The organism is Streptomyces yerevanensis (assembly GCF_000716805.1).
GTDB lineage: Bacteria > Actinomycetota > Actinomycetes > Streptomycetales > Streptomycetaceae > Streptomyces > Streptomyces flaveus.
Genome location: NZ_JNWJ01000085.1, coordinates 1 through 26373 on the forward strand (window position 1 = coordinate 1; position 26373 = coordinate 26373).

The 26373-nt window shown below is 68.5% G+C and carries 26 protein-coding genes and 2 pseudogenes; 13 read left to right on the plus strand and 15 right to left on the minus strand.

What is annotated here, in order from left to right:
- Positions 1 to 388: 388 nt before the first annotated feature.
- From OP79_RS44235 to OP79_RS44250, 4 genes are all read right to left on the minus strand, one after another.
- On the minus strand, positions 389 to 1261 hold the full coding sequence (locus OP79_RS44235; protein ID WP_078492421.1) for a carbohydrate ABC transporter permease: 873 nt from the start codon (positions 1259 to 1261) through the stop codon (positions 389 to 391).
- Complete coding sequence (locus OP79_RS44240; RefSeq protein WP_078492422.1) at positions 1258 to 2292, minus strand: carbohydrate ABC transporter permease; 1035 nt, start codon at positions 2290 to 2292, stop codon at positions 1258 to 1260. Before OP79_RS44240 ends, OP79_RS44235 begins: the two co-directional genes overlap by 4 nt.
- Positions 2293 to 2366: 74 nt before the next feature.
- Positions 2367 to 3647 (minus strand): ABC transporter substrate-binding protein, encoded by a 1281-nt coding sequence (locus tag OP79_RS44245; RefSeq protein ID WP_033328822.1) that lies wholly within the window; start codon positions 3645 to 3647, stop codon positions 2367 to 2369.
- A 349-nt stretch (positions 3648 to 3996) separates the two neighbouring features.
- Complete coding sequence (locus OP79_RS44250) at positions 3997 to 5292, minus strand: DUF1479 domain-containing protein (RefSeq protein WP_051745581.1); 1296 nt, start codon at positions 5290 to 5292, stop codon at positions 3997 to 3999.
- A gap of 583 nt (positions 5293 to 5875) precedes the next feature.
- On the opposite strand from OP79_RS44250, the gene OP79_RS44255 reads away from it, so the two are divergent.
- On the plus strand, positions 5876 to 6076 hold the full coding sequence (locus OP79_RS44255) for a cold-shock protein (protein WP_033328823.1): 201 nt from the start codon (positions 5876 to 5878) through the stop codon (positions 6074 to 6076).
- A gap of 109 nt (positions 6077 to 6185) precedes the next feature.
- Here OP79_RS44255 and OP79_RS44260 read toward each other — a convergent pair whose 3' ends face one another.
- Together OP79_RS44260 and OP79_RS44265 are read right to left on the minus strand one after the other, a co-directional pair.
- Positions 6186 to 7514 carry an enolase C-terminal domain-like protein gene (locus OP79_RS44260; RefSeq protein WP_033328824.1) on the minus strand — a complete coding sequence of 443 codons (1329 nt, stop codon included), beginning with the start codon at positions 7512 to 7514 and terminating at the stop codon, positions 6186 to 6188.
- A gap of 14 nt (positions 7515 to 7528) precedes the next feature.
- Positions 7529 to 8866, minus strand: a complete 1338-nt coding sequence (locus tag OP79_RS44265; RefSeq protein ID WP_033328825.1) for a gluconate:H+ symporter — start codon at positions 8864 to 8866, stop codon at positions 7529 to 7531.
- A 167-nt stretch (positions 8867 to 9033) separates the two neighbouring features.
- Here OP79_RS44265 and OP79_RS44270 point away from each other — a divergent pair, with 167 nt between their 5' ends.
- Together OP79_RS44270 and OP79_RS44275 are read left to right on the plus strand one after the other, a co-directional pair.
- On the plus strand, positions 9034 to 9822 hold the full coding sequence (locus tag OP79_RS44270; RefSeq protein WP_033328826.1) for an IclR family transcriptional regulator: 789 nt from the start codon (positions 9034 to 9036) through the stop codon (positions 9820 to 9822).
- A gap of 67 nt (positions 9823 to 9889) precedes the next feature.
- Positions 9890 to 10891 (plus strand): glycoside hydrolase family 43 protein, encoded by a 1002-nt coding sequence (locus tag OP79_RS44275; protein WP_033328843.1) that lies wholly within the window; start codon positions 9890 to 9892, stop codon positions 10889 to 10891.
- 4 nt (positions 10892 to 10895) lie between these two features.
- Here the strand turns inward: OP79_RS44275 and OP79_RS44280 are convergent, their stop codons facing one another.
- Positions 10896 to 12050: a Gfo/Idh/MocA family protein gene (locus tag OP79_RS44280; protein WP_033328827.1), complete on the minus strand. Its 1155-nt coding sequence runs from the start codon at positions 12048 to 12050 to the stop codon at positions 10896 to 10898.
- 156 nt (positions 12051 to 12206) lie between these two features.
- Between OP79_RS44280 and OP79_RS44285 the strand changes: the two genes are divergently transcribed.
- The 3 genes from OP79_RS44285 to OP79_RS44295 all read left to right on the plus strand — a co-directional run bounded on the left by OP79_RS44285 (position 12207) and on the right by OP79_RS44295 (position 15518).
- Complete coding sequence (locus OP79_RS44285) at positions 12207 to 13220, plus strand: LacI family DNA-binding transcriptional regulator (RefSeq protein WP_033328828.1); 1014 nt, start codon at positions 12207 to 12209, stop codon at positions 13218 to 13220.
- A gap of 171 nt (positions 13221 to 13391) precedes the next feature.
- Complete coding sequence (locus OP79_RS44290) at positions 13392 to 14750, plus strand: alkaline phosphatase PhoX (RefSeq protein WP_033328829.1); 1359 nt, start codon at positions 13392 to 13394, stop codon at positions 14748 to 14750.
- Positions 14751 to 14855: 105 nt separating this feature from the next.
- Complete coding sequence (locus OP79_RS44295) at positions 14856 to 15518, plus strand: protein-L-isoaspartate O-methyltransferase family protein (RefSeq protein ID WP_033328830.1); 663 nt, start codon at positions 14856 to 14858, stop codon at positions 15516 to 15518.
- Between the two features lie 28 nt (positions 15519 to 15546).
- Here the strand turns inward: OP79_RS44295 and OP79_RS44300 are convergent, their stop codons facing one another.
- Entirely contained in the window at positions 15547 to 16584 is a 1038-nt protein-coding gene (locus OP79_RS44300) for a LacI family DNA-binding transcriptional regulator (protein WP_051745584.1), read from the minus strand.
- 120 nt (positions 16585 to 16704) lie between these two features.
- Here OP79_RS44300 and OP79_RS57605 point away from each other — a divergent pair.
- Positions 16705 to 16827, plus strand: a pseudogene (locus OP79_RS57605) (sugar phosphate isomerase/epimerase); the annotation flags it as partial.
- Positions 16828 to 16850: 23 nt separating this feature from the next.
- On the opposite strand, the gene OP79_RS44305 reads toward OP79_RS57605, so the two are convergent.
- Together OP79_RS44305 and OP79_RS44310 are read right to left on the minus strand one after the other, a co-directional pair.
- Entirely contained in the window at positions 16851 to 17450 is a 600-nt protein-coding gene (locus tag OP79_RS44305; RefSeq protein WP_033328831.1) for a DUF998 domain-containing protein, read from the minus strand.
- Positions 17451 to 17904: 454 nt separating this feature from the next.
- On the minus strand, positions 17905 to 18426 hold the full coding sequence (locus tag OP79_RS44310; RefSeq protein WP_033328845.1) for a DUF4232 domain-containing protein: 522 nt from the start codon (positions 18424 to 18426) through the stop codon (positions 17905 to 17907).
- A gap of 692 nt (positions 18427 to 19118) precedes the next feature.
- Between OP79_RS44310 and OP79_RS44315 the strand changes: the two genes are divergently transcribed.
- Positions 19119 to 20054 (plus strand): hypothetical protein, encoded by a 936-nt coding sequence (locus OP79_RS44315; protein WP_033328832.1) that lies wholly within the window; start codon positions 19119 to 19121, stop codon positions 20052 to 20054.
- A 297-nt stretch (positions 20055 to 20351) separates the two neighbouring features.
- Here the strand turns inward: OP79_RS44315 and OP79_RS44325 are convergent, their stop codons facing one another.
- Both OP79_RS44325 and OP79_RS44330 read right to left on the minus strand, forming a co-directional pair.
- Positions 20352 to 20690: a GNAT family N-acetyltransferase gene (locus OP79_RS44325; RefSeq protein WP_033328833.1), complete on the minus strand. Its 339-nt coding sequence runs from the start codon at positions 20688 to 20690 to the stop codon at positions 20352 to 20354.
- A gap of 24 nt (positions 20691 to 20714) precedes the next feature.
- Complete coding sequence (locus OP79_RS44330; protein WP_033328847.1) at positions 20715 to 21704, minus strand: pirin family protein; 990 nt, start codon at positions 21702 to 21704, stop codon at positions 20715 to 20717.
- A 122-nt stretch (positions 21705 to 21826) separates the two neighbouring features.
- On the opposite strand from OP79_RS44330, the gene OP79_RS44335 reads away from it, so the two are divergent.
- Both OP79_RS44335 and OP79_RS44340 read left to right on the plus strand, forming a co-directional pair.
- A complete protein-coding gene (locus OP79_RS44335) occupies positions 21827 to 22318 on the plus strand; it encodes a carboxymuconolactone decarboxylase family protein (RefSeq protein WP_033328834.1) in 492 nt (163 codons plus the stop codon).
- Between the two features lie 176 nt (positions 22319 to 22494).
- Positions 22495 to 22866: a DoxX family protein gene (locus OP79_RS44340; protein WP_033328835.1), complete on the plus strand. Its 372-nt coding sequence runs from the start codon at positions 22495 to 22497 to the stop codon at positions 22864 to 22866.
- A 35-nt stretch (positions 22867 to 22901) separates the two neighbouring features.
- Here OP79_RS44340 and OP79_RS44345 read toward each other — a convergent pair whose 3' ends face one another.
- Together OP79_RS44345 and OP79_RS44350 are read right to left on the minus strand one after the other, a co-directional pair.
- The gene (locus OP79_RS44345) at positions 22902 to 23369 is read right to left on the minus strand and encodes a MarR family winged helix-turn-helix transcriptional regulator (protein ID WP_033328836.1); all 468 of its coding nucleotides are present in this window, start codon (positions 23367 to 23369) and stop codon (positions 22902 to 22904) included.
- Positions 23370 to 23492: 123 nt separating this feature from the next.
- Positions 23493 to 23966 carry a MarR family winged helix-turn-helix transcriptional regulator gene (locus OP79_RS44350; RefSeq protein WP_033328837.1) on the minus strand — a complete coding sequence of 158 codons (474 nt, stop codon included), beginning with the start codon at positions 23964 to 23966 and terminating at the stop codon, positions 23493 to 23495.
- Positions 23967 to 24082: 116 nt separating this feature from the next.
- On the opposite strand from OP79_RS44350, the gene OP79_RS44355 reads away from it, so the two are divergent.
- Genes OP79_RS44355 through OP79_RS52985 form a run of 3 tightly spaced genes read left to right on the plus strand, consistent with a single transcriptional unit; the run spans position 24083 to position 26233 of the window.
- Entirely contained in the window at positions 24083 to 25114 is a 1032-nt protein-coding gene (locus OP79_RS44355; protein WP_033328838.1) for an LLM class flavin-dependent oxidoreductase, read from the plus strand.
- 19 nt (positions 25115 to 25133) lie between these two features.
- A complete protein-coding gene (locus tag OP79_RS44360) occupies positions 25134 to 25850 on the plus strand; it encodes an NADPH-dependent F420 reductase (RefSeq protein ID WP_033328839.1) in 717 nt (238 codons plus the stop codon).
- An 11-nt stretch (positions 25851 to 25861) separates the two neighbouring features.
- On the plus strand, positions 25862 to 26233 hold the full coding sequence (locus OP79_RS52985; protein WP_078492424.1) for a response regulator transcription factor: 372 nt from the start codon (positions 25862 to 25864) through the stop codon (positions 26231 to 26233).
- On the opposite strand, the pseudogene OP79_RS44370 reads toward OP79_RS52985, so the two are convergent.
- A pseudogene (locus OP79_RS44370) lies at positions 26175 to 26373 on the minus strand (3,4-dihydroxyphenylacetate 2,3-dioxygenase); the annotation flags it as partial. The gene OP79_RS52985 and the pseudogene OP79_RS44370 sit on opposite strands and share 59 nt — an antisense overlap.

The following is a 26373-nucleotide window of genomic DNA, read 5'->3' on the forward strand; positions in this document are numbered from 1 at the left end:
CGACCCATTGTGGGCGCGTTCACCTCGGGGACGGAGCCGGTCACGGGTTCTCGACATCGCCGGCCAAGATTTTTTTGGCGATTTTCCGGCGCTCGTGGATGCGCCTGGGTGAGCCGTCTCGTGGTGCCGGGGCCCAAGGCGTGGCGCGAGGGCGAGACGGAACGAGGCCCTCCAAGACAGCAGCGGCCAGGAAGGTCCTTGAGTCGCTTCACACCTGCCTGATCCCCGACGTCGCCAAGCCCGCCGACTCGCCCACGGCTTCCGCAACTTCACTGACTACAGGATCCGCGTCCTGGTCGCCTCAGACTGCACCCACCCCACCGGCGTGATCAAGAGGCATGAGGTCGGCGCAGACCGACACCGTGGGGCGGCGTCTCCCGCAGCCAGGTCATTTGACGGAACCGGCGGTCAGGCCACGTACGAAGAAGCGGCCCAGCAGGATGTAGACGAGTGCGGTGGGGACGGCGGCCAGGAGCGCGCCGGCCATGACGGTGTTCCACTGGACGGAGAAGTTCCCAGCCAGGTTGTTCAGCGCCACCGTGACGGGCTGCTGGGTGGGGTCGGGAACGACGGTGATGCCGAAGAGGAAGTCGTTCCAGACATTGGTGAACTGGAAGATGCCGCACACCACGAACCCGGGCAGTGACAGCGGCAGGATCAGTCGTCCGAAGATGGACACCTTGCTGGCGCCGTCGACCTGGGCGGCCTCGATGATCTCATCGGGTATCCCGCGGTAGTAGTTGCGGAAGATCAGTGTGGTGATGGGGATTCCGTAGATGATGTGGACCAGGGTGAGGCCCGTCAGTGTGCCGTACAGGTCGGCGCTCTGCAGGAAGCGCACCAGGGGTACGAGGATCACCTGGTACGGGATGAACATCCCCAGCAGTATCGCGACGAACAGGACGTTGGAGCCCCGGAAGGGGAACTTCGCCAGGATGAAGCCGTTGAGGGCGCCCATGACGGAGGAGACGACGGTGGCCGGGACCACCACCTGGAAGCTGTTGCGCAGGTTCGGCCCCAGTTTCGCCCAGGCGTCCTGCAGACCGCTGAAGTCGATGCCTCTGGGCAGTTCCCACATGTGCGCGGCGTCGGCCTGGACGGGCGGCTTCATCCCGGCCGTGACCATCACGTAGACCGGGACCAGAAACAGCACGGCGAGCGCGACGAGCGCGACGGCGCCGGACAACGGCCCTGCTCCCGGGCGGCGGATGCGGAGTGTACGGCGGGCGGGGGCAGCGGGGAGAACGGCTCGCAGACTCATGACTTCTTCTCCCGGAGAACACTGCGGTAGAGGTACGGCACCATGACGACGGCCACCATGATCAGCATCACTACGGCGGCCGCGGCGCCGGTGTTGTAGCGCAGCGCCCGGAACGTCTGGTCGAAGACGAAGATGCCGGGAACGTCGGTCGCGAAGCCCGGCCCCTGACCGGACATGGCGTAGACGAGGTCGAACGACTTCAGGCTGACATGGCCCAGGAGGATGAGCACCACGACGATCATCGGGCGCAGCCAGGGCAGCACGATGTGCCAGTGGTAACGCCACGTGCCGGCGCCGTCGAGCGAAGCCGCTTCCCGCAGTTCCTCCGGCAAGGTACCCAGCGCGGCGAGGAAGTTGGCCATGGCGAACCCGGCCAGCTGCCAGGAGGCGGCGATGACGATCGGGACGACGGCCAGCGGGATGCCCAGCTTGACCTGGATGAAATCCCCGCCCGGAATGACCGTTTCGAGGGCTGCGGAGACGTCACCCGCCACCTTCGGATCAGTGATCCATTTGGGCCCGTGTTCGATGCCGAGCTTGTCCAGGATCAGATTCGCGCCGGTGGACGGAGTGAAGATCCACCGCCACACCACGCCGGTGACGATGAAGGACAGCGAATACGGGAAGAGGAAGATCGCCCTGAACACCGCTCGCCCTGCCAGGGCGTTGTGCACCAGCAGCGCGAGCACGAGCCCGATGAGGACAGCCAGGGTGAGGAAGAGCACCGTGAACACGGTGACGTTGCGCAGGTCCGCCTGGAAGCGCGCGGTGTGGAACAGATCGTCGTACGTCTGCCCGAATGGCTGACGGGTCGACAAGTTGGGCTGGAGTCCCTGCCATTGGGACAGCGAGACACGGACCGAGTAGCCGATGAAGCCGTAGACGAAGATCCCGATCAAGATCAGACTGGGTGTCAGAACGGCGATGGGGAAGGCATGGCGGCGCACGAACGACGGCCGTGCCGGGCGTCTTGGTTCCTTCGCCGTACGAAGCGCCGGCGCGGCGGGCCGGGGCCGGGTCAGTACCGGCATGAGTACCTCCTGGGTGGAGCGGCGGGGCGCAGGGGAAGAGACGCCCCGCCGCCTGGAACGTGCTCGGACAGGGCTCAGGAACTGGCCGCCGAGGCCAGGGCCTGGACGAAGGAGCCGGTGTCCTTGGACTGGACGAACTGGGTGACGGCGTCGTAGAAGGACTGCTGGAACTGCGGGCTCATGGCCTCGCCGTGCACGATCGACTGCACGAGCTGGTCCCCGCGGAACGAGGCGGCGGCCTCCTGCTGGTAAGCGGGGAGCGAATCGGTCGGCACGTCGGTGCGCACCGGCGTCGACCCCTTCTCCTTGCTGAAGGCCAGCTGGACGTCCTTCGAGCTGATCGCGGAGGCCCACTTCAGCCCGAGATCCCGGTGCTTGGCGTTCTCAGCGACGACAAAGGTGTCGACCACCAGGACGAACGAGCCGCCTGTGCCGGGCTCCGGCACATACCCGAAGTCGGTGCCGTCCTTCGCGCCGTCCTTGACCAACTCGCCGTAGGCCCAGTCACCCATGCTCATGACCGCGCACTCGCCGGCGGCGAGCCGCTTGGTGGCCTGGTCCCAGGACAGGGCCGATGCGTCCGGGTCGGCGTAGGGCAGCATCTTCGAGAACAGCGAGGCGGCCTGCGTGACCTCGGGGCTCGTCCACGAGGTCTTGCCGGCGACGAGATCGTTCCACCCGTCCACGCCGATCTCACCGAGCAGGGTGTTCTCGAACAACTCGGCCGTGGCGAAGGCGTCCTTGGCCCCCAGGCACAGTGGGGTGATGCCCTTGCTCTCGAGCTCGCCGAGCGCCTGGACGAACTGCTCCGGAGTGGTGGACGCCGACAGCTGCACCTCCGCCTTGGCGAGGAGCTTCTTGTTGAACCACAGGACGTTGCCGCGGTGCGCCCCGGTGGAGGCGCCGTAGACCTTGCCGTTCTTGCTCACCGACTCGACGAGTTCGGCCGGAACGACCTTGGAGAGCCCGTCCTTCTCGTACACCGAGGAAAGGTCGGCGAGGATGCCCGAGTCGATGTACTGCCCGATCGCCTTGCCCGGGTGGGTCTGCCAGGTGTCCGGCGGGTTGTTGCCCTGAAGACGGGTCTGCAGGATGGCCTGGGCGTTGCCGCCACCGCCGCCCGCCACCGCTCCGTTGACGACCTTGACGCCCGGGTTGCCGGTCTTGAAGCCGGCGATGAGCTGCTTGAGCGCGGCATCCTCCGAACCGGATGTCCACCAGGAGAAGACCTCCAGCTGGTTCGCGGCCGACCCGTTCCCGGTGGACGTGCTCTTCCCACCCCCGCAGGCGGAGACGGTGAGCAGCGCTCCCACCGCCGCGGTGGCGAACAGATACCTGGTGCTACGGACTCGCATGCGGTTCTCCTTCGAACTCGCGCTCCACGCGTGGTGCGGGAGTGGAACATCTGGGCCGTGGGGGGGACGGGAAGGCAGGCGGGGACTCACCGAGCGGGTCGCGCCGGTTTTCAGAGGTTTTGTGATGCTCAGTCCTCCGCGCCCTGGAATTAGTCAGGGAGGGGGCCTTACCAAAGATCCACGCAAAGGTAACAGCGAGGATTTCAGCCAACAAGAGGCGGGACGGAGATCCTTTAGTGCTTGGCGCCGGCACTGTGGACTCGCGGCGGAGCAGCCGCACGCGCAGCAGGCCCTGGTGCTCAGCGATCCCAGGACCTGCAGGTTTCGTGTGTGCGGTTATGGTGCGCGGTCAGTCCAGACCCAGCCCTCGGCGGCCGGTGTCGTTGAGCTGATCGAGGGTGAATCGGCCGGTCCAGGAACGCTCGTAGTGCTCCTCCGGGAAGTCGCTCGGGCTGGCGCCGGTCACGAACGCTTCCCGCACATGCACGGCGTACTCCTCATTGCGCGGGCACCAGGGAGCGGCGGGGATGTACATGACGTTGCCCCAGCCCTTCTGGTCCTTCACCGGCGCGACGCTGTGGATCATGTCGCAGTGCCACCACACCGAGTCCCCGGGCTGCACGTCGGGGATGCCCGTGAGGGCCTCCATGAGCAGCGGGTGCCACTTCTCGGTCGACGGGAAGGCCTGGTTGACGGTGACGCCGCACATGCCGTCCTCGGGCACGTCCGACAGCAGCGGGCGCAGTAGGAGGTAGGCCATGGCCTCGGGGATGGGAACCGTGTGCAGCACGCCCTGGTCGTGCCGCATCTCCGACAGCGCGGTCCACCCCTGGAACGTGCGGAAGGCGGAGCACATCGTCGAGCCCGGATACGTTGGTCCAGCGGTGCGGTGGGCGGCGTCCCAGGGGTCGTACTGTTCGGCGGTGCCGCCGAAGAGGTGCCGGAACGCCTTCTGGTAGGCCTCGGTCATCCACAGATCCAGCGTGCCGGGGTCGCAATGCGTGCCCAGGCCGTCGGAGTCGGCGCCCGGCGGGCGGCGGCGGATGCGGTCGGGGTACAGCGCGTCACGCTCGGGGTCGAACCACCGCACGCCGTCCGACTCGTGCTTCCAGAACGAGTTCAGGAAGGACTGCACGCGAGCCATGCGGTCGCTCTGCCGGGCCTCCATCTGCGCCTGGGACCAGTAGATCGGGTAGATCTCGGGCTTGGAGCCGACGCTGCCGAAGAAGTCGTCCGCGGGACCGGCGTAGTTCTCGAAGAACTTGTTCCGCTCGACGTAGTCGACGATGTCCGCGTCCCACGCCACGGCCTGCTCACGGGGGAAGTGGCCGCTCACCACCAGACAGCCGCGCCTCTTCAGCTTCGCCATCTGCTGCGGGGTCACCGTGCCGTTTTCGATGTCGGCATAGTCGATGACCGGCCAGACGCTCTCGCCGCGCTCCTTCTCGGCCTTGATCTCGGCCACACGTGCGGCGACCCGCCGCTCCACGACGGCGAAGACCTCCTCCACACGCCGGCCCGACGCCTCGATACGGGCCCGCAGAGCGGCCTTGATCTCACGGATCGCGGAGGGCAGGTCCTCCGGGACGGTCTCCCAGTGGGGCAGGGCTTCGGCGGCCCGCTCCCCATCGACGCTGATGGTCATGCTCAAACCTCTTTGGTCAGGGTTCCTAACTTTTTCTAAGAGGTAACATCACCCGATCAGGTTTAGGCAACCCTCCTGACTAACTTTTCGGAGTGCGGGGATCCGACTGAACCGATGGACATCGACGAGCGTTGCCCTGCTCAGCAGAGGGCGTATGTGGCGAAGCCGGGCGCCGTGGCCCGGCAAGACCGGGTGTCCTGTCGTGCGACGCTCGCACGGTCGGCTGCGGTGCGGCGCCGGGTCACAGAGCCATGGACTCTTCCTCGTACCTCTCCTTCAACGCGGCGAGCGCCTCCCGAAGACCCGGCACCAGCTGCTCGGGACGCCGCGGCGGCCATAGTCTGCGCCCTTCCCATGCCCTGCCCAGGCTCTTCGTATGAGGCGGTAGTGGCGGGAATGAATCCGGCAGGGGCTGGGTTGTACTGAGCGGTCGTAGTTTTTGTGTCTGTGTTTCACCGCACGCTCGCGAAGAACGATGTCGCGGGCGCCGCCTTCCTTCAGGGACCTGGAGAAGACGCGTCCAGGCCGGCCCGGGGCACCGCACGGTGTGGGCCCCGTACCCAGCCCCTGCAAGGAGCAACAAATGACTCAGGGAACCGTCAAGTGGTTCAACGGCGAGAAGGGCTTCGGCTTCATCGCCCAGGCCGAGGGACCGGACGTCTTCGTGCACTACTCCGAGATCGACGGCCACGGCTTCCGTAGCCTCGAGGAGAACCAGCACGTGGAGTTCGACGTCGTCCAGGGCCCCAAGGGCCCGCAGGCCACGAACGTCCGCGCCGTCTGAGATCCGTCCGGCGGGCAGAACCTGCCGGACACCTCACGACGAATCCGAGGGCCGACGCCGCAAGGCGTCGGCCCTCGGCGCGTACCGGGCCGGATTCAGCGCGCAGGGCTCAGCGCACGAGACAGGGCCGCTTGCCGTCGAAAGTCCAGTCCTTGACCAGGTACCGCATCGCGAGGGCGTCGTCGCGGGCCGACAGTTTCTTCTCCAGGTAGAGGTCCTGGGCCGCGAGGAGGCGGTCCCTGTCGAGGTGGACGCCGAGGCCGGGGGTGTCCGGGACGGCGACCTCGCCGTCGACGATCCGCGGAGGTTCGGTGGTCAGCCGTTCCAGGCCCTCCTGCCAGATCCAGTGCGTGTCAAGGGCGTTGTACTCACCCGGGGCGGCGGCCCCGCAGTGGGCCATCATCGCCAGGGAGATGTCGAAGTGGTTGTTGGAGTGGCAGCCCCAGGTCAGCCCCATCGCGTCGCAGAGCTGGGCGACGCGTACCGAACCCTGCATCGTCCAGAAGTGCGGGTCCGCGAGCGGGATGGAGACGGACTGCAGGGCCAGCGCGTGGGTCAGCTGACGCCAGTCCGTCGCGATCATGTTGGTCGCCGTGGGCAGCCCGGTGGCCCGGCGGAACTCCGCGAGGATCTCCCGCCCCGAGTAGCCGCCTTCAGCTCCGCACGGATCCTCGGCGTAGGCGAGCGTGCCGACGAGCGGCTTGCACAGTTCGACAGCTTCCCGGAGGGACCAGGCGCCGTTCGGGTCGAGGGTGATCCGGGCCTCGGGGAACCGCTCCTTGAGCGCCCGTACCGCCTCGACCTCCTCGCTCCCGGGCAGGACGCCACCCTTGAGCTTGAAGTCGCGGAAACCGTACAGGTCGTAGGTCGCCTCGGCCTGACGGACGATCGCCTCGGGGGTCAGCGCCTCCTCGTGCCGGATCCGGTACCAGTCCACGGCCGAGCCGGGTTCGCGTACGTACTTCAGGTCGGTCCGGTCGGGGTCGCCGACGTAGAAGAGGTAACCGAGGACCCGTACGGAATCCCGCTGCTTCCCCTCGCCCAGGAGCGCGGCGACGGGAACCTCCAGGTGTTGCCCGAGGAGATCCAGAAGTGCCGACTCGACAGCGGTGACCGCATGCACGGTGGTGCGCAGATCGAAGGTCTGGCCGCCCCTGCCGCCCCGGTCGCGGTCCGCGAACCTGTCGTCAATGGCCCGCAGGACGCGCTTGTAGTCGCCCACGCGCGCGCCGACGACGAGGGATTCGGCGTCCCGCAGTGTCTGCGTGATCTTTTCCCCTCCTGGCACCTCCCCCAGTCCCGTACGCCCCTCGGAGTCCTCGAGGACGACGATGTTCCGGGTGAAGTACGGGCCGTGGGCGCCGGAGAGGTTGAGCTCCATGGAATCCCGGCCGGCGACCGGGTGGACGGAGAACTTGGTGACGGTGGGCTGACGCATGACTGGTCTCCGCTTCACAGGTTGAGGACGTCCAGGGCCCATTCGACGGCCAGTACGCCGCCCAGGCCCAGGATCGCGAGCACGGTCGTATAGGTGGTGCGCGCCTTGATCGCGTCGATGACGGACAGGTTGAAGTACTCCTTGAACATCCAGAAGCCGGGGTCGTTCACGTGGGAGAACGCGATCGAGCCGCAGGAGACGGCCAGCACCATGATCTCCGGGTGGACTCCACTGCCCGCGAGCAGCGGCAGCACCACGCCCGAGGCCGTGACGACGGCGACGGTCGCCGAGCCGAGGGCCACCCGGAGGATGGCCGCGATGAGCCAGGCGAGGACGATCGGCGAGATGGACCAGCCGTCGGTCGTGTCCTTGATGTAGTCGGAGATCCCGCCGTCGACGAGGACCTGCTTGAAGGCTCCGCCCGCGCCGATCACGAGCAGGATCATCGCCATCGCCTGGGCCGCCGACCGGCACGAGGCACTGACCTCGTCAAGGCTGCGGCCGATCCGCGGGCCGAACGCCCACATGGCGATGCACAGCGTCAACAGGAGGGCGACCGGCGCCGAACCGATGAAGGCGACGAAGTGCAGGACAGGACTGGTTCCGGACGCGGCCATGTCGGTCACGGCCGCCCCGGCGATCAGTACGACGGGCAGCAGGGCGACCGACAGCGACCAGGCCATGCCCGGCATCTCCTCCTCGTCGAAGACGCGTTCGCTGACCAGGCCCTTGGGGATGGAGGGGTTCATCGCCCGGACGAACGGAAGGCGCGGCCACAGCAGGGCGATGAGCGCGCCGGCGGGGAGGGCGATGAACAGGCCGTAGAACAGCGTCAGTCCGACCGAGGCGTCGAAGGAAGCGGCCACCGCGGTCGGTCCGGGGTGCGGCGGCAGGAAGCTGTGCATGGTGGACAGGGCGATCGACATCGGGAGCCCGACCCACAGCAGGTTCTTTCCGGTGACGCGCACGATGGTGAACGCGATCGGCACGATGATCACGAACGCGACCTCGTAGAACATCGTGACGCCGATGAGCATGGCCGTCAGCACCATGGCCACCTGCACCCAGCGCGGGCCGCACAGGTCGAGGAGCTTGCCGGCTATCCGCTGGGCCGCGCCGGAGTCCCCCATCACCCGGCCGACCATCGCGCCGAGCCCGATGACGAGCATCGTGTCGCCGATCTGTCCCCCGATGCCCTCCGAGAGGACCTCCGGGATCTTCTCCAGCTCGATCCCCTGGACCAGGCCGACGCCCACGGCCACGAGGAGGAGGGCGACAAAGCCGTTGAGTTTCAGCTTCGTCATCAGGAAGAGCAGGATCAGAACACTGATCCCGACGACAACAAGTGGCATGTACCAGTTCCCCTTTGAACCGTGGACGCCGCCTCCATCGCGCTGTCTTCATATGAAGACAGCGTCCATGTATGAGGATGGAGGCTAGGCTTGTGGACGGGAACGGGTCAATGGGTGAGGGTCCACGGATTGCCGACGAACTTACGAGACGGACTTACGATCGGCTCATGTCACAGGCTGGAGGCGTACCCGAGGTCAAGTCGGCGGTCCGTACTGTCGCGTTGCTCGAACTGCTCGCCGCACGAGGCGACCGGCCGGCGCGGCTGCGCGAGCTCTCCGAGGAGCTGGGCGTGCCCCGTAGCAGCATGTACGCGCTGCTGCAGACCCTCGTCGAGCACGGCTGGGTCCGCACGGATGCGACCGGTTCCCTGTACGGCATCGGGATCCGCGCGCTGCTCACCGGCACCAGCTATCTCGACAGTGACAAGCGGGTACGTACGGTCCGCCCGTATCTCGACGAGGCCTCGGACGCGCTCGGCGAGACCATCCACCTGGCACGCCTTGACGGCTCGGACGTCGTCTACCTCGCGACCCGCGAATCGCACGAATACCTGCGCACGATCAGCCGGGTGGGCCGCCGCGTCCCCGCCCATGCCGGCGCCCTGGGCAAGGCACTGCTCGCGGACCGTCCCGACGCCGAACTCCCCCTGTCCGACGAGCCGTTGACGGCCTGCACGGAGAACACGCACACCACCCGGGCGACGCTGCTCACCGACCTCGCCGGGGTACGTGAACGCGGCTACGCGATCGACCGCGAGGAAACCGTCCTCGGCATCGCCGGCTTCGGCTTCGCCCTGCGCTACGACACCCCGGCCACCGACGCCATCAGCTGCTCGGTACCGGTGTCCCGCCTCACGGAGGAGCATCAGCGACGCATCGTCGCCGTGATGCGGGAGGTCCAGGGGAAGATCGAGTCCCTGCTGCCGCCGACCTCTCGCGATCCTGGTTGGGAGTAGCCGCCCCGACCGGGAATGAGCGTCCACGTATTCTTCGCCCGTGGCTGAGACCGATGAGACCGAGCTGATGCGGCTTCCCGACATGCCGCTGCACGATCCGTTCATCGTCGCCGACAGCGAGTCCGGTACGTACTACCTCTATACGTCCAACGACCCGTCCGTATCAGGCGTGGACGGCACCGGCACGATGGTCTACCGCAGCCGGGACCTGCGCGACTGGAAGCGTCCCGTCGTGGTCTTCCGGGCCGCCGAGCAGAAGGACATCTGGGCGAGCGACGGCGGATGGGCGCCGGAGGTGCACACATGGGGCGGCAGGTACTACCTGTTCACCACGCTGCACGACCAGGACAAAGCGCTTCCGGTACCGCCGCCCAGCCAATGGGGCACACCGTTCCAGCTCCCCAACCACATGCGCGGCACGATCACGGCCGTGTCCGACTCGCTGCTGGGGCCCTTCACCGTCGTCGACCCGGCGGGCCCCACCCCTCCCAAGCAGCTGATGACCCTCGACGGCACGCTCTACGTCGACCCGGCCGGGCAGCCCTGGATGGTGTACGCACATGAGTGGCTGCAGACCATCGACGGAACCATGGAGGCGATACGCCTGGCTCCGGACCTGACCCGGACGATCGGAGATCCGGTCTTCCTGTTCAAGGCGTCGGACGCGTTCTGGATCAGCGAGCAGATCCCCGGCGGCGTACCGCACCAGCTCGCGCCCTACGTCACCGACGGCCCGCAGCTGTACCGCACTCCTGACGACTCCCTGCTCATGCTGTGGTCGACGTACGAGAAGAATGTGGCCGGCCAGGACGGCACCATCAGCGGCGGCTACGTGCAGACGTACGCCGTCTCCAAGTCCGGTGACATCACCGGGCCTTGGGAACAGCACCGCCCCTTGGTCCGCGACGACAGCGGTCACGGCATGCTCTTCCACACCTTCGACGGTGAGCTGATGATGATCCTGCACCGCCCGTTCGAGAACGCGCGCGGGAAGCTGTACGAGATGCGGCTCCTCGGTCACGAGCTACAGGTGCTCCGCCGACGCACCGATCTCGATGGTGGCGGATGACGCGTCACCTCAGACTCGCCCACGTTCCCTGCTCGGCGGAGCGCGCCATGGCGTCCAGCGCCACCGCGCTCGCCACGGCATCGGCCGCCGTCGGCCCGTACGAGACGCCCTCGGCGACCGAGCGCAGGAAGTGGTACGCCTCGATGACCTTCAGGTCGTCGTACCCCATGCTGTTGGCCGAGCCCGGCTGGAAGGCGGCGTACTCGCCGTGTCCAGGGCCGACGTACAGGGTGCTCACGGGCTGGTCCTGGTAACTGCTGCCGCGGCTGACGGCGAGCTCTCCCATCCGGCGGTAGTCCCAGAACACCGCGCCGGTGGTGCCGTGGATCTCGAATCCGTAGTTGTTCTGCTCGCCGACCGAAACCCGGGACGCCTCCAGGACGCCGCGGGCGCCGGAGGCGAAACGGAGGAGGCAGTTGACGTAGTCCTCGTTCTCCACCGGACCGAGTTCGCCGCCGGCGGCCCTGGCGTGACCAGCGGTTGCGCCGGTGGGGCGGGCCCGCTCGGGGATGAAGACGGCGGTGTCGGCGGTGAGGGAGGTGATGTCCCCGAGCAGGAAGCGGGCCAGGTCGACGCCGTGTGAGGCCAGGTCGCCCAGCACCCCGCTACCCCCGCGCTCCCGCTCGTACCGCCAGCTCAGGGCACCCTCGGGGTGCGCCGCGTAGTCACTGAACAACCGGATGCGTACGTGTGTGACCGTGCCGATCTCGCCGGAGGCGACCAGTTCGCGGGCGGCCTCGACGGCGGGCGCGTTGCGGTAGTTGAAGCCGACCGTGCCCTGTACGCCCGCCTTGCCGAGGGCGTCGGCGACGGCCCTGGCGTCCTCGGCGGTCAGGCCCACCGGCTTCTCGATCCAGATGTGCTTGCCGGCCTCGGCCATCGCCACGCCGATCCGGCGGTGCAGGAAGTTCGGGGCGGTGATGCTCACCGCCCGCACCCGCGGATCGGCAGCCACCTCCCGCCAGTCGCGGGCCGCGGACGCGAAGCCGTACCGCTCTGCCGCCTCCTCGGCCCGACCGGGCACCTCGTCCGCGACGGTGACCAGTTCGGGCCGCAGGGGCAACTGCGGGAAGTGGTGCGGCAGGCGGGCGTACGCCTGTGTGTGCACGCGTCCCATCCAGCCGAAGCCGACGACGGCGATGCCGAGCCCATTCACGATGACAGCCCTTCTGTGGATCTTGTTCCGACCTTGTTCGGACCTCGTTCCAACCCTCTTTGGACCGGTCCAGAACCTGCGGCTTCACGATGAGTCCTGTTTCCAGCAGGTGTCAAGGGGTCTTTACAAGGGCTCGGTCTGTGTGGAACGGTCCATCCCATGAGCACTCCGACCATACGTGACGTCGCCGCGCGGGCCGGCGTGTCAAAGTCCCTGGTCTCGCTGGTGCTGCGGGGCGCGGAGGGTGTGCGTCCCGAGAAGCGGGCGGCGGTCCTCGCCGCGGTGGAGGAACTCGGTTACCGGCCCAACGCCGCCGCGCGCAGCCTCAGTGAGCGGCGCACCCGCACGGTCGGCGTGCTGCTGAACGACCTGCGCAACCCCTGGTTCGTGGAACTCCTCGACGGGCTGAACGCGCGACTGTACGACAGCGGCTTGCACACGCTGCTGGCCGACAGCCATCTGAACCGGCGCCTGGGCGAGGACCTCACCCGCACGTTCACCGAACTGCGCGTCGACGGCCTGATCGCCGTCGGCACCCTGCAGGACCCCCAGGCGCTGCGCACCGCCGCCGGGCGGGTCCCCACCGTCGTCGCCGGCACCCGCGAACCGGTGCTGCCCGGCGTGGACATCGTCGCGGGCGACGACGAGCACGGCGCCCGCCTGGCCACCGAGCACCTCATCGGCCTGGGCCACCGGCACATCGCCCACATCGCCGGGCGGGGCGCGGTCGGCGAACTGCGCCGCCGCAGCTTCGAGGCCACCATGCGCGAGCACGGACTGGCCGGCACAGCGGTCGTGGAGCAGGGCGACCTCACCGAAGAGGGCGGCTACCGGGCCACCGTCCGGCTGCTCAGCCGTCCGCGGCGGCCCACCGCCGTCTTCGCGGTCAACGACATGGCCTGTGTCGGCGCGCTCTCCGCCGCCGAGGAGAGCGGCCTGCGGGTCCCCCGCGGCCTCTCCCTCATCGGCTACGACAACACCTATCTCTCCCGCCTTCGCCATCTGTGGCTGACCACCGTCGACAACGCCAGCCACGACGTCGGCCGACGCGCCGCCCAGCGGCTGCTGGAACGCATCGACGCCCCGGACCGCCCCGGCGAGGTCGACCTCACCGTCCCCTTCCTCGAAGTACGCGGCACGACGGCACCGCCCGCGAGCAGCCCTGAGGCATGACCGCCCCCGCCCTGCGGACGCCTCGGCCTCGTGCGACTGAATGGCCAATTTCCTGCCCTCATGGCCGAAAGAGGTTCTCCCAACGCTCACCTTCCGTTGGGAATACGACCAAGCGTCTGCTCCTAGAGTGACTCGCGCCGCCCCCTCGTTCGTTGCATCGAGAGGACTCCCATGTCAGGCACGTCCGCCGGAAGATCCACTGGTTCCGGTTTTGAACGACGCACCCTCCTGCGCGGGGCTGCCGTGGTCGCTGCCGCGTCCGTACCCTTCCAGGCCCTCGCAGCTCGGACGGCGGCAGCCGCGCCGGTCAAGCTCGAGTTCGACGCCGGGTACGGCCCGCTGCGCCCGGTCAAGGACCAGGCGACCGGCCTGGAACTACTGCAGCTGCCGCGCGGGTTCGAGTACATCTCCTACGGCTGGACGAACGACCTCATGGACGACGGAGTGCGCACTCCGGGCTCGCACGACGGCATGGCGGCCTTCCGATACGACGACAAGGTCCACCTCGTCCGCAACCACGAACGCGGCGCCGGGCCCGCCTTCACCGCCCCGGCCTACAACCCCGAGGCTGGCGGCGGGACCACCACCATGGTCTTCGACCCGGACGCCGGCCAATGGCTGGAGTCGTACGGCAGCCTCGGCGGCACCATCCGCAACTGCGCCGGCGGTCCCACCCCGTGGAACACCTGGCTCACCTGCGAGGAAACCTTCTCCACGACCGCCGGCAAGCGCCACGGCTACATCTTCGAGGTCGCCTCTCAGGGCAAGGGCAACCCCGAGCCGTACAAGGCCATGGGCCGGTTCAACCACGAGGCCGTCGCCATCGACCCGGCGACCGGCCACGTCTACGAGACCGAGGACCGCGGCGACGCGTCCCTGTACCGCTTCGTGCCGGCGGTGCCGGGCGATCTGTCCAAGGGCGGCCGGCTCGAGGCCATGCGCATCGGCGCCGCGACGTACGACACCCGCCTCGACGGCGAGAAGGCGTACGGCACCGTCTCCTGGGTGCCCGTGGACGATGCCGACCCGGCGACGGACACGGTGCGGCTCCAGGCGCAGGCGAACGGCGCCGCTGTGTTCAGCCGCCTCGAGGGCGCCTGGTACGGCAACGACCGCATCTACGTGCTCACGACCGACGGCGGTCCCGCCCGCCAGGGTCAGGTTTTCGAACTCGACCCGGCCACCGACGAGTTCAGGGTGCTCTTCGCCTCCCCGGGCTCCGACGTGCTCAACGCACCGGACAACATGTGCGTCAGCCCCCGCGGCGGCCTGGTGCTGTGCGAGGACGGCGGCGGCACCGAGTACGTCCACGGGCTGACCACGGAGGGCGAGATCTTCCGCTTCGCCGCCAACAACGTCGACCTGCGGGGCGGCACCGCGGGCAAGAACGTCCCGGCCGCCGACCACAGGGGCTCCGAGTGGGCGGGATCCGTGTTCGAGCCGAAGAACGGCAACTGGCTGTTCGTCAACGTCCAGACACCCGGCATCACGTTCGCGATCACCGGACCCTGGCCCCAGGGCGCGCTCTGATCCGTCCGTAGGTCACCGTCTGCCCCCAGGGTTGCCGGACCGGAGCCAGAACAGGTCCGGCAACCCTCCCCCGGCCGCCTAGGCTGACGGTGTGGTGACCCGCCCATGAACTCCGTACTCAGGGAGCCAGAGGATCTCGTGCGGGCCCTCGGAGCCGCCGGGATCGGGGACGAGCGGCTGCTCGAGGCCGTACGGACGACGCCCCGGGCGGAGTTCGTTCCGGCCGGTCAGGTGGCCGCCGCCTACCGCGACGCGCCCGTTGCGATCGGGCAGGGACAGGTCACGACGCAGCCGTCGCTGTCCGCCATGATGATCGAGAGCCTTGGCCTGGTCGGGGACGAGCATGTCCTTGAGATCGGTACCGGTCTCGGCTTCCAGACGGCGCTGCTCGCCCGGCTGGCCGCCGACGTGGTCAGCATCGAGATGCGACCGGACATCGCCCGCCAGGCGCGCGGCAACCTCGCACGGCAGCGGATACGGAACGTGGAGCTGCGGATCGGCGACGGCAGCGGCGGCGTGCCGGGCCGCGCTCCGTACGACGCGGTCGTCGTCTCGGCCGCGTTCCCGGAAGTACCCGCACCGCTGATCGCGCAAGTGCGGCCGTCCGGCCGCCTGGTGCAGCCGATCGGGCCGGGCGGACACGAGCGCGTCGTGTGCTTCGTGCGCACCGCATCGGGGCTGGAGCAGCGTCGGATCCTGACCGCGGCCCGCTTCGTGCGGCTTGAGGGACGGTACGGCTTTCCGCAGGACGACGCGGGTCTTCCTTGAGTGAGACCAGCGGCGCCTGCCCCCGTGATCAGCACGGCCGAGCCGTGGTCCCCCGTATCACCAGGGAGGGAGCAAGGACGATCTCGCGGGGTGTGGTGCGGCCCTGGTCGAGGCGCTCGACGGCGGCCGTCACGGCCTGGCGGGCTTGTTCCTCGGCGTTCTGGTTGACGGTGGTCAGGTCGAAGGCGGCCAGCCGGGACAGGGTGTTGTCGTCGTAGCCGACGACGGAGATGGTGCCGGGGACGTCGATGCCGGCCCGCCGGAAGGCGGTGAGCAGGCCTATGGCGCTCTGGTCGTTGTAGGCCACGACGGCGGTCGGCAGTTCGCCGTCGTCGAGGAAGTGCCGGCCGGCCTTCTCCCCTGCCTCCTCGGTGATGTCCCCGTGCAGGATCCCGATCTGTTCGTCGAGTCCGTGGCGGCGCATGGCGCTGCGGTAGCCGCGGCGCCGGTCGGTGGCGATGACGCCCTTGCCGCCATCGACGTAGGCGATCGTGCGGTGGCCGAGGCCCACCAGGTGGTCGACGATCTGGCCGACTCCGTCGTCGTCGGCGGTGCGGACGGCGTCCAGTTCGGCCCCGGTGATCCGGCGGCCCACGGAGATGACGGGCGCCCTTCGGTCGAGGTCGGCGAGTACGGAGGCGGGGGCCAACGGACCGAGGAGGATCAGCGCCTCGCAGCGGAAGGCCAGGAGCGTCTCGACGGCCGTGTTCTCGTCGCGGTTCGGGGTCAGGGCGCTCAGGACGAGGTCGTAGCCGACCTCCTCGGCAGCCGTGTGCAGGTGCTCGACCAGCTCAGCGTGAAAGGGGCTGTGGATGGCGACCATGACGCCGAGCAGCCGGCTGCGTCTGCTGGCCAGGGCGCTGGCGGTGCGGTCGGGGCGGTAGCCGAGTTCGGCAGCGGCCTTCAGGACGCGCTGCCGGGTGCGCTCGCTGGGCCCGGGCACGCCCCGCAGCACCAGCGACACCGACGCCGTCGACAGGCCGACGCGCGCTGCGACGTCCTCCAGGCGGGGACGCGGAGTCGCGCCGTTGCCGCCCGCGGGGGCACCGGAGCCGAGCTCGTCCACACGACCTCCCGTGGTTTGGGCAACACCCTTGACATCTGTCTGTGACGCCGCTGATAGTAGCAGGGGTTAAAACGCTTTAAGCAGGGAGTGCGCACGACGAGGATCACCCTCGACCCGCACATGATCCGCAACGTCCCGCTGCTCGAACTGCCTGCCGTGGTCGCCGAGTTGGGCTACGACTGGATCGAGCTGTCGCCGCGGGAGGACTTCATCCCATTCTTCCGCCACCCGCGCGTCGACGACATTCGTCCCTCACATCGCGGGACTCACATCGCAGGCCCGTCGTCGTCAGCGTGGCGGACGCAGGAAGCGACGACCACGAAGGGCCAGAGCGACTGGATGGATGTCACCACGCGTTCGGCGACACCAGCGGCACCGTGGCGGTGCAGTTCGATCAGGAACCATGCCGCGCCGACGGCCATCAGGGCGGTCGCCGCGATCGAGGGCGCGGGCCGGAGTCCCCATGGCGCGACCCTTCTGTGATCGGCGGCCAGGACCGGCCACACCGCCAGCAGAGCGAATCCGACCGCGGCAACGAAACCGTGCCCCAGGGACCCCCCGCTGCTCGGCGCCGGGAACAGTGCCACCCCCAACGTCGCCGCTCCCCCGCCGGCCAGCGCCACACGTCCGGCGAGTGCGGCCGCACGCAGTCCCCAGGCGGTCAGCAGGTGGCAGACGCCCAGGGCGAGCAGCCCTCCGGTCATCACCCAGAATCCGGCAGCCCCGTACGCCGCCAGGACACTGATCGTCTGGGTGACGGGGTCGTAGGCAGGCCCCTCCAGCACCGCCGCGATCGCCCAGCCTCCGGCAAACAGGACGGGCGCGCACCCCGACGAGAGCAGGGCCCACCTAGAAACAAGTCGCATCAGGGCACCGTAAAACGCTCATATGCGTAGATACGGTTCCTGTTCCGGTCAGTCCCCCGCTTCACTCCCGGTACGGCGTCACGTCACCCGCGATCCGGGCGAAGGGTCTCCACATGCACCGGCCGGCACGGGCAAGGCACTCACCGGCGTCGGCTTGGCGCACCGGCGACGCCGAGTGCGACGCGGCGATCGACGCCAACCCCGCTCCGCCGCCGTCCGCGCGATCTCCGGGTTCACCGAACGCGGCGTGCGGACCGCGCTCGTCGCGATCCCGCCGGTCACGCCCTGGACGTCGACCGTCTCTACCAACTGACGCCGCCCCCGGCCGGCGGTGTGTCCGTCGGCCGGGGGCGGGGGGTGCGGGCTCGTCACCAGGGCAGGGGGCGGGCGACGCCGGCCCGCCGGCAGGTGACGCTGCTGTCGACGGGCGCGGTGGAGGCGCCCGGCGCGGGGGTCAGCTGGGGAAAGGGACGGCGTCGGTGGGGTCGGCGTGCCAGTTGGTGGCGGTGGGCCTGTCGACCGTGACGGTGTGGGGGAGGTCGAGGGTGATGGCGTTGGTCTCGTCGCCTTGGACCGAGAGGTGGAGCAGGTCAAACTGCCTGCCGTTGTCGTCGTTGGTGGGCTTGGGGTTGATGCCGGCGTAGGCAGCGATGGACCCGGAGAGAGTGACGTTGTCGCTGACGCCCTGCTCGGCGGGCGACACCTGGGTGTCGGCGGCGGAACCGAAGGACGCGGAGGGGAAGACGCCCTCCAGGTAGCAGGTGACGCCGGACTTGGCCTTGGCGGTGACGAGGAGATAGCCACCCGCCTGCGTCTCCGAGCTGACCGTGAAGGTCAGGTCGTTGGTTCCGCAGGCCTGCACGGTGTTGCTTCCGCTGTCGGCGGTTGCGGTTGCGGTTGCGGTGACAGTGAGGACAGCCGCCGCGGCTGCGGCCAGGGCGAGGCGGGCGGAACGGGTGGCAAGGCGCGAACGCATCGAGATCTCCATGGTGCGGAAGTGGGTCGTCCAGCGGACTGCTTGGACGACCGCAGCTTGTTCCGCGATCCGTCCCGTCCGCCACAAAAGGCGGTCACTACGGGACGCTGGAACGCTGGAACGGGCGCTGACCAGCGGAGACGCCGACGGCCTGGAACGGATGGCTGGGACGGAGGCCCTCTGTCTCTTTCGTCAAGCGAGGCGTACACGACCCACTCACCACGAGAAGGGCACGAAACCCCGTCGCATGGAGCAATCGGCAGGTTGAGGCAGAGCCGAAAGGCTCTGCCTCGGGCTGAATCCCGGGCAGAATCGGCCCGTATGGGCGGATCGCGCTCGATAACTCCCCCCAAACAGGCGATCGACTCGGGATATTTGACTCTGTCGGCGAGCGCTCCCGATCGATGAGACTTCTCCCAGAAGGCACACCTCAGGTCCAACGGCCCCATACCAGGGGCATTCGGATGGCGCGGCCGGATCCCGCGCCCGAAAGCCAAGGACCCATGTAGGTGGCACGTTCCAACACGGCTGACCACATTGCGGGGTCGGGAGGCGGATTTCATCCGTCTCCTCATGCCCGGGGCAGCCGCACCCTCATCGTCGAATTCCGCTTCGGCCAGACATATACAAGCCATCAGCGTCCTTCCCCCCAACTCCGCGGCACCATCCGGTGCCGCGAAAAAGGAAGCCGAATGAGCACTCTTGCAGTTCCCCCTGCCCAGCCAGCCCCCTCGCACCGCCGACGACGCAACCGCACCCTCCTGCTGGTCACCATCGGCATCACCGCGTTGGCGGTCCTCGCCTACGTGTTGATCAGGCCAGACTCCGCGAAGGCCGCCGGAGAGGACTTGGAGTACGTCGTGAACGGGGACGGCACGAGCGTCGCCTTCTTCGACAACTTCAACGACGTCGAGCTCCAGATGGACCTCACCGCTCTCAAGCAGGAGCCCGGCACAGCGGAAAAGGCCGACGTCGACGCGGCGTTCGCGGAGGCCAACGAGGTGTCCCGGCAGGTCACCGGCTGGAACCTGGACACCGACATCCCGAAGATGAAGGCAGAGGCCGAGAAGTTCCGCAACGAGATAGCCGGCGCGGACTTCGGGACCAGTGAAAACGACCGCAAGCTCCAGGACATGACCGCGGCGCTGTTCGCCAACAACGACGACAAACTCGGTGCGGACTGCCGCGACCGCTGCCTCGCCCATCCGACCGGCACCCAGTTCACCCGTACCGTGCTCCTGGGCGGCACCGCGATCATCGGCGGCCTGATCCTGGCGGCTACCGGCGTCACCGGAGTCGGCGCCGCCGGGGCCATGGTGGGCATCGTGTGGGGCGTCAACCTGCTGATCCTGGCCACGGAGCTCATCGACCGCCAGCGGGCCAACGCCGATGCCGCCCAGGAGGCCGGCGTGCGGCAGCAGGCCAACCGTGCCATGGTCCAGATGATGACGCTCGGCCAAACCGCCCTGCAGCGGGCCTTCGAGCAGGCCGGCGACCGCAACGCCGTCGAGGTCGCGGCGGAAAACGCCGCGACCGCCTCGTACGCCCGCCAGAACGGCGATGACCCCCAGCCCGAGCCCGACCAGGCGTTCATCGACGAGATGGACATGATCCTCGACCGGGTCTGACAGGCTCGCGGATCACTGGAGTCCCGCCTCTGTGCCGACGCCCGGCGCAGGGGCGGGGCCCTGTCAACTCATGACACTCCCGACTCCAGGCTGTCGGCCAGATCCGCAGAACGCATACGGCCCTCGGGCGCGTCCGCGAGGTGGACGAGCACCGTGTAGTCGGCGGCGGACATGCTGCACTCCGACTGCAAGTCGCGAGCCACCCGGCCGCCGAGCCTTTCCCACATCCGGGTCAGGCCACGCCAGCCGTCCCACTCCGCCGAAGTGAGCCATCGCGGTGTCTCGTTCCTGGATCTGTCACCCCAGTTCCGCCTGCAGCCACCGCAGGACGTCGGGCGTCACGGGATCGGTGATGTCGGCGAACTCGGCATGCCTCTTGAGGAACTTGGCCACGTACGGGCAGACGGGCACGATCCGTTTCCCGGACTCGCGCACGTCCACGAGGGCCTGCTGGACCAACTGTGTGCCAAGGCCCTGACCGGCGAAGGCGTCGTCGATCTCCGTATGGAAGAAGACACGTTGCTCACCGCGGTCGCGGTAGGCGGTCAGACCGGCGCGCCGGCCGTCGACCAGGATCTCGTACCGGTGGTCGGCGTCCACCCGCTCGACGATCGGAGCGGCGGGAGGCTGGCTCATGATGGATGCGCCTTTCGCAGGAGGTCAGCGACGCGGAGGGTTCCGGCGCGGGGTGATGATGGCGTTCGGCAGGGCGGGCGCGGGAAGGCGATGACCCGGATAGCCCTCGACGGCGCCGAAACGGTCGGACGATGCCTCCCAGTCCTTTCGGGCTTGGACGATGTCCTCGTGGCTGCGTCCGATGAAGTTCCACCACATGACGATCTCCTCCTCGAATGGAGGACCCCCGAGCAGCATGACCCGCGCCGGACCGTCCGACTCGTTCACCACTGTCAGGGCGTCGGCGCCGCAAGAAACGTAGCCGAGTTCGGCCGGGCGCAGCACGGTGTCGAGCAGGCGGACATCTCCGCTGTCCACGAGAAGGCCGTGCTCGAAGGCGGTGTCCACGGGGAGTGCGATCGCCGCACGTGGTTCGAGGGTGATCTCGGCGCCGACCAGGGGTGTGAACGTCCGCACCGGCGCGGTGCTTCCGGCGAGCGAGCCCAGGAAGACCCTGATCTCGGCCCCGTCGATGCGCACGGGTTCGGGGACGTGGTGCTGGAAGCCCCGGTCGGCGTTCCGGTGCTCCTCGGGAAGCGCCACCCACAGCTGGACTCCGTGGAGGACTGTGGTGGCCGGGGTGGAGACTTCGGAGTGACTGATGCCGTATCCGCCCGTCATGAGGTTCATCTCGCCGGGCCGGATGAGGGCACGAGTGCCCAGGCTGTCGCGGTGCTCGATCTCTCCGCTGAACAGCCAGCTCACCGTCTGCAGGCCGGTGTGCGGATGCGGGGCGACGTCCATACCGCCCGACGTGGGGACGTCATTCGGGCCGTAGTGGTCCGCGAAGCACCAGGCTCCGATCAGCGTCCGGGCCCGCTGCGGCAGCGTCCGCCGTACGCGCATCGCACGCGGGCCGCCCAGGGGCACCTCCCGCGCCGACAGCACATCGACCAGGGGCGCTCCGGTCTGCCGCCCGTCGTCGACCAGGGCTCCGCACCTCAGCTCCGCGGGTTCGGCTTCGACGTTGCTCACCGGGACCACCCTTCCACCTACTATAGTTGTTACATCAACCACTATGCCACGAGAGCAGGCTGAGGGCCACAACACGCATCCCGCGTGCGGTCCGGCCTCAGCGGCCATGAAGGAGGCCCACAGTGAACAACCCCACCACCGGATCCACACCGACGCGAAGGATCTTCGTCGACAAGCAGAGCCCCAAAGCCTTCCACGCCCTCACGCAGACCGCGGAGGCGGTACGCACGGTCGCCGCCGAGGCGGAACTCGACCGCACCACGGCGGAACTGATCAACCTCCGTGTGTCACAGATGAACGGCTGCGCCTACTGCCTGGACTCACACACCAGGACAGCCTTGCGCGCGGGCGAGTCGGCACAGCGACTGGGAGTACTGGCGGCCTGGCGGGACACCGACATGTTCACTCCCTCCGAGCGCGCGGCGCTCGCGCTGGCCGAGGTGACGACCGATCCGACAGACACCGACACACAGGCGTCCGCCTACGAAGCCGCCCGGCAGGTCCTCACCGACGACCAGATCTCCGCCGCGATCTGGGTGGCGATCACCATCAACGCGTTCAACCGGGTGTCGATCATGAGCAAGCATCCGGTGCCGGCGCTCCGCAAGGCGTAGGCCCACCGGCACACAGACCCGCCCCACCACACCGCCCGATCACCGGACAGCGACGAAAAGAACTTGTCACTTGATTGAAGCATCATCTATGTCTACGTAAGGTTCCCCGTTGACGAATCAACCACGACCTGCGTCCACTCCGTCCCGGCGTGGGTCGGCACGGAAGGAACCACCCCATGTACGTCACCGCCGCCATTCTCAGCGTCCTTCTCGCCCTTGTGTCGCTGGCCGCGGGTACGCCCGAGGCGCTTCTCAAGGGCGACGTCTCCGCCGGGCTGCAGTCGCACATGGGGCTGAGCGCGGGCCTCGTCCGCTTCGTCGGACTGGCCGAGGTCGCCGCCGCGGTGGGCCTGATCGTGGGCCTCTTCTGGCAGCCTCTCGGCATCGCGGCCGCCATGGGCTTCGCCATCACGATGGTCGGCGCGGTGGGCTTCCACGCGAAGGCCGGCGACTACGCCGACCCGGCCACGCGGGGGAACGCCATGGCTCCCTTCCCCCTCATCCTGCTCTCAGTGGCCACTGCCGTGACGCTCGGACTCGCGATGTGACCCGTGCATCAGGGCGCGTCGGCCACCCTCCGGAGTCAGGACGCGCCCTCGTCCAACTTGTTCACGACGCGTTCGGAGACGTCGCCCAGCACCCGCAGTTCTGCCGGAGTGACATGGTCGAGGAACAGTTCGCGCACCGCCTCGACATGGAGCGGGGCAGCAGCCTTGATCGCCGTACGGCCCGCCTCCGTGATCACCACGAAGGCGCCGCGCCCGTCCTCGGGGCACTCCTGCCGTACCACCAGACCCCGCCCGGCCATCCTCGCGATGTGGTGGGACATCCTGCTCTTCTCCCACTCCAGCGCGCGGGCCAGATCCTGATAGCGCTGCCGCCCTTCCGGTACGTCCGTCAGATTGACCAGTACCGCGAAGTCGGCAGCCGACAGACCCGACTCCGTCTGCAACAAACGCGACAAACGGCCCCCGAGCCGCTCCTGCAACCGGACAAAGCTCCGCCACGCATGCTGCTCGTCTGGCGTCAGCCACCGCACCGTTTCTCCCATGGAGTAATTGTAAACGTAGTTGATAGCTCATCAAACTCCGGAGGCGCGGCCCGACCTGTCCTGCCCTGACTGCCCGGGCCGCGCCTCCGGGCCCCGAGTACGGCAGCGCCGGAGTTCGCATCCTCAGGTGTCGCGCGGCGCCTTGAGCCCGGTCCGCAACGCCGTCGCGATCTCCTCCGCCGCGGCGAGTTGGCCCGGCGTAAGGGGATTCACGAACAGCTCGTGCACAGCACGCAGATGGGGCAGGGACGCATCCCGGAACGCCTCCGCGCCGTCGGACGTGAGCACCACCTCGGCGCCTCGGCTGTCGGTGGCGCACTCCTCGCGCCGCACCAGACCTCGCCGCTCCATGCGCCCTATCTGGTGCGAGAGCCGGCTGCGCTGCCAGCCGATACGGGCGGCCAGTTCGGAGGGGCGCAGCCTGCGCCCCTCCGCTTCGCGCAGCGCGAGGAGCACGGCGTAGTCGCTGGGCGACAGGGAGGACTCGCTCTGCAGGCGTGAGGCAAGTTCGGAGCGGAGCGCTTCCGCCGTCTCGATGAAGTCCCGCCAGATCCGCAGTTCCTCGGTGGTGGGAAATGCCTTCCGCCGCTCTGCCATAGTGCCCCCGACCTTCCTTTGTTGACACGTCAATCATATGGGAGTAATGATTGACACGTCAACGAGTCCCGACCGTGCCACCCACGGCCGGGGAGCACAGCAGGAGGAGCCCACCCATGTCTGATCTCGTCTTCGGCCTGGATACGTTCGGCGACGTACCGGAGGACGACTCCGGCACCCCCGTTTCCGACGCGAGGGCCATCCGGCAGGTCGTCGAGGAGGCCGTTCTCGCGGAGGAGACCGGCGTCGACGTCCTGGCCCTCGGTGAGCACCACCGCCCGGAGTTCGCGATCTCGACTCCGGAGACCGTGCTCGCCGGCATCGCCACACGCACCAACCGTATCCGCCTGTCCTCCGGCGTGACCGTGCTGAGCTCCGACGATCCGGTCCGCGTGTTCCAGCGCTTCTCGACCGTGGACGCCCTCTCGAACGGCCGGGCCGAGGTCATCCTCGGGCGCGGCTCCTTCACCGAGTCGTTCCCCCTCTTCGGATACGACCTGAGCGACTACGACGTGCTGTTCGAGGAGAAGATCGAGCTCTTCGCCAAGCTGCTGGAGGAGAAGCCCGTCACCTGGAGCGGCACCAAGCGGGCTCCGCTCGAAGGCGCCGACGTCTTCCCCAAGACCGAGTCCGGGCACCTGACGACGTGGGTCGGTGTCGGCGGTTCACCCCAGTCGGTCGTCCGCACCGCGCGCTACGGCTTCCCGCTCATGATCGCCATCATCGGCGGCGCCCCGGACCGCTTCGCCCCGTACATCGACCTCTACCAGCGCGCCACCGACAAGTTCGGCACGACCGCCCACCCGGTCGGGATGCACTCGCCGGGCTTCATCGCCGACACCGACGAGGAGGCCCGGGAGCTGCACTGGCCGCACTACAAGGTCATCCGGGACCGCATCGGCGCGCTGCGGGGCTGGCCGCCGGTCCGCAAGGAGGAGTACGCGGCCGAGATCGAGCACGGCTCCCTCTACATCGGCTCGCCCGAGACGGTCGCCCGCAAGATGGCCCGCGCCATCAAGGCACTCGGCGTCGGCCGGTTCGACCTCATCTACACCACGGGGGCACAGCCGATCAGCGCCCGCCTGCGCGCCGTCGAGCTGTACGGCACAAAGGTCCTCCCGATGGTCCGCGACATCCTCGCCGACTGACACCGTGAACGGAGCAGACATGAACATCACGGACGTTCGTACGGTCGGCATCCTGGGCGCGGGGAAGGTCGGCACCGTACTGGCACGACTGGCCGTGGCCGCCGGCTACCGCGTGCTCATCGCCGGATCGGGCGATCCCGACAAGATCGCCCTCACCGTCGAAGTGCTCACCCCCGGCGCCGTACCGGTCACCGCCGCACAGGCCGCGGCGGAAGCAGACGTCGTCGTCCTGGCGCTCCCGCTCGGCAAGTACCGCGGCATTGACGCCGAGGCGCTGCGGGGCAAGCTCGTCATCGACGCGATGAACTACTGGTGGGAGGTCGACGGCGTCCGCGATGATCTCACCGACCCACACACCTCGTCGAGCGAAGTCGTGCAGGCGTATTTGTCCGGAGCGCGTGTGGTCAAGGCGTTCAATCACATGGGCTACCACGACCTCGAGGACGGGGCCCGGCCCGCGGGGATACGTGGACGCAAAGCGATCGCGATCGCGGGTGACGATCCGGACGACCTCATGCTCGTCGGACGTCTCGTCGACGACTTCGGCTTCGACCCCGTCACGGCAGGCCCTCTCTCCGCAGGTGTACGGCTCGAACCGGGAACCGAGCCGTTCGGCGCCAACGTCGGCGCCGAGGAGCTGCGCGCGATGCTCAACCGCTTCCCGGAATCGGAGCGCGGACGGGCCGTGATCAGCACACGGACTGCTGCCAGGACATCGACCGAACCCGCTGCTTGAGCGCCATCCCCATGACAGGCCACCGGTTTCCCGGGGTCACCCCCGGTTTCCTGAGCGTCGCCCACACCGGCACCTTCCGCGCCGACCGGCCCGCCGCCTACGCGGCCTCGGTCACCGCCCGCGAGTACGACGTCCTGCGCCTCGTCGCGGCCGGATACACCAACCCCGAGATCGGCGACGAACTGAACCTGTCGGTCAACACGGTGAAGTCGTACCTGCGGGAAATGATGCACAAGCTCGCCGCCCGCAACCGGGCCCAACTGATCGCCAACGCCCGTACGCACGGCCTGCTTCGAACGGTACGTCGGTGCGCGGCCTGTCGTGTCAGCCGAGTCCGTCGGCGCCGACGTGGACCGCGGATTCGTCGAGGAGGGTGTCGGTGACGGGCTGCGGGTGCCCGTCGAGGTCGAGGACCGGGGTGGCCTCCTTGTACCAGGACTCGATGACGGCGTTGCCCCAGAAGTCGCGGCGGCGGTCGTCGTGGACGTTCCAGCGGTACGTCTCGTGGTCGGGGTCACCGGTG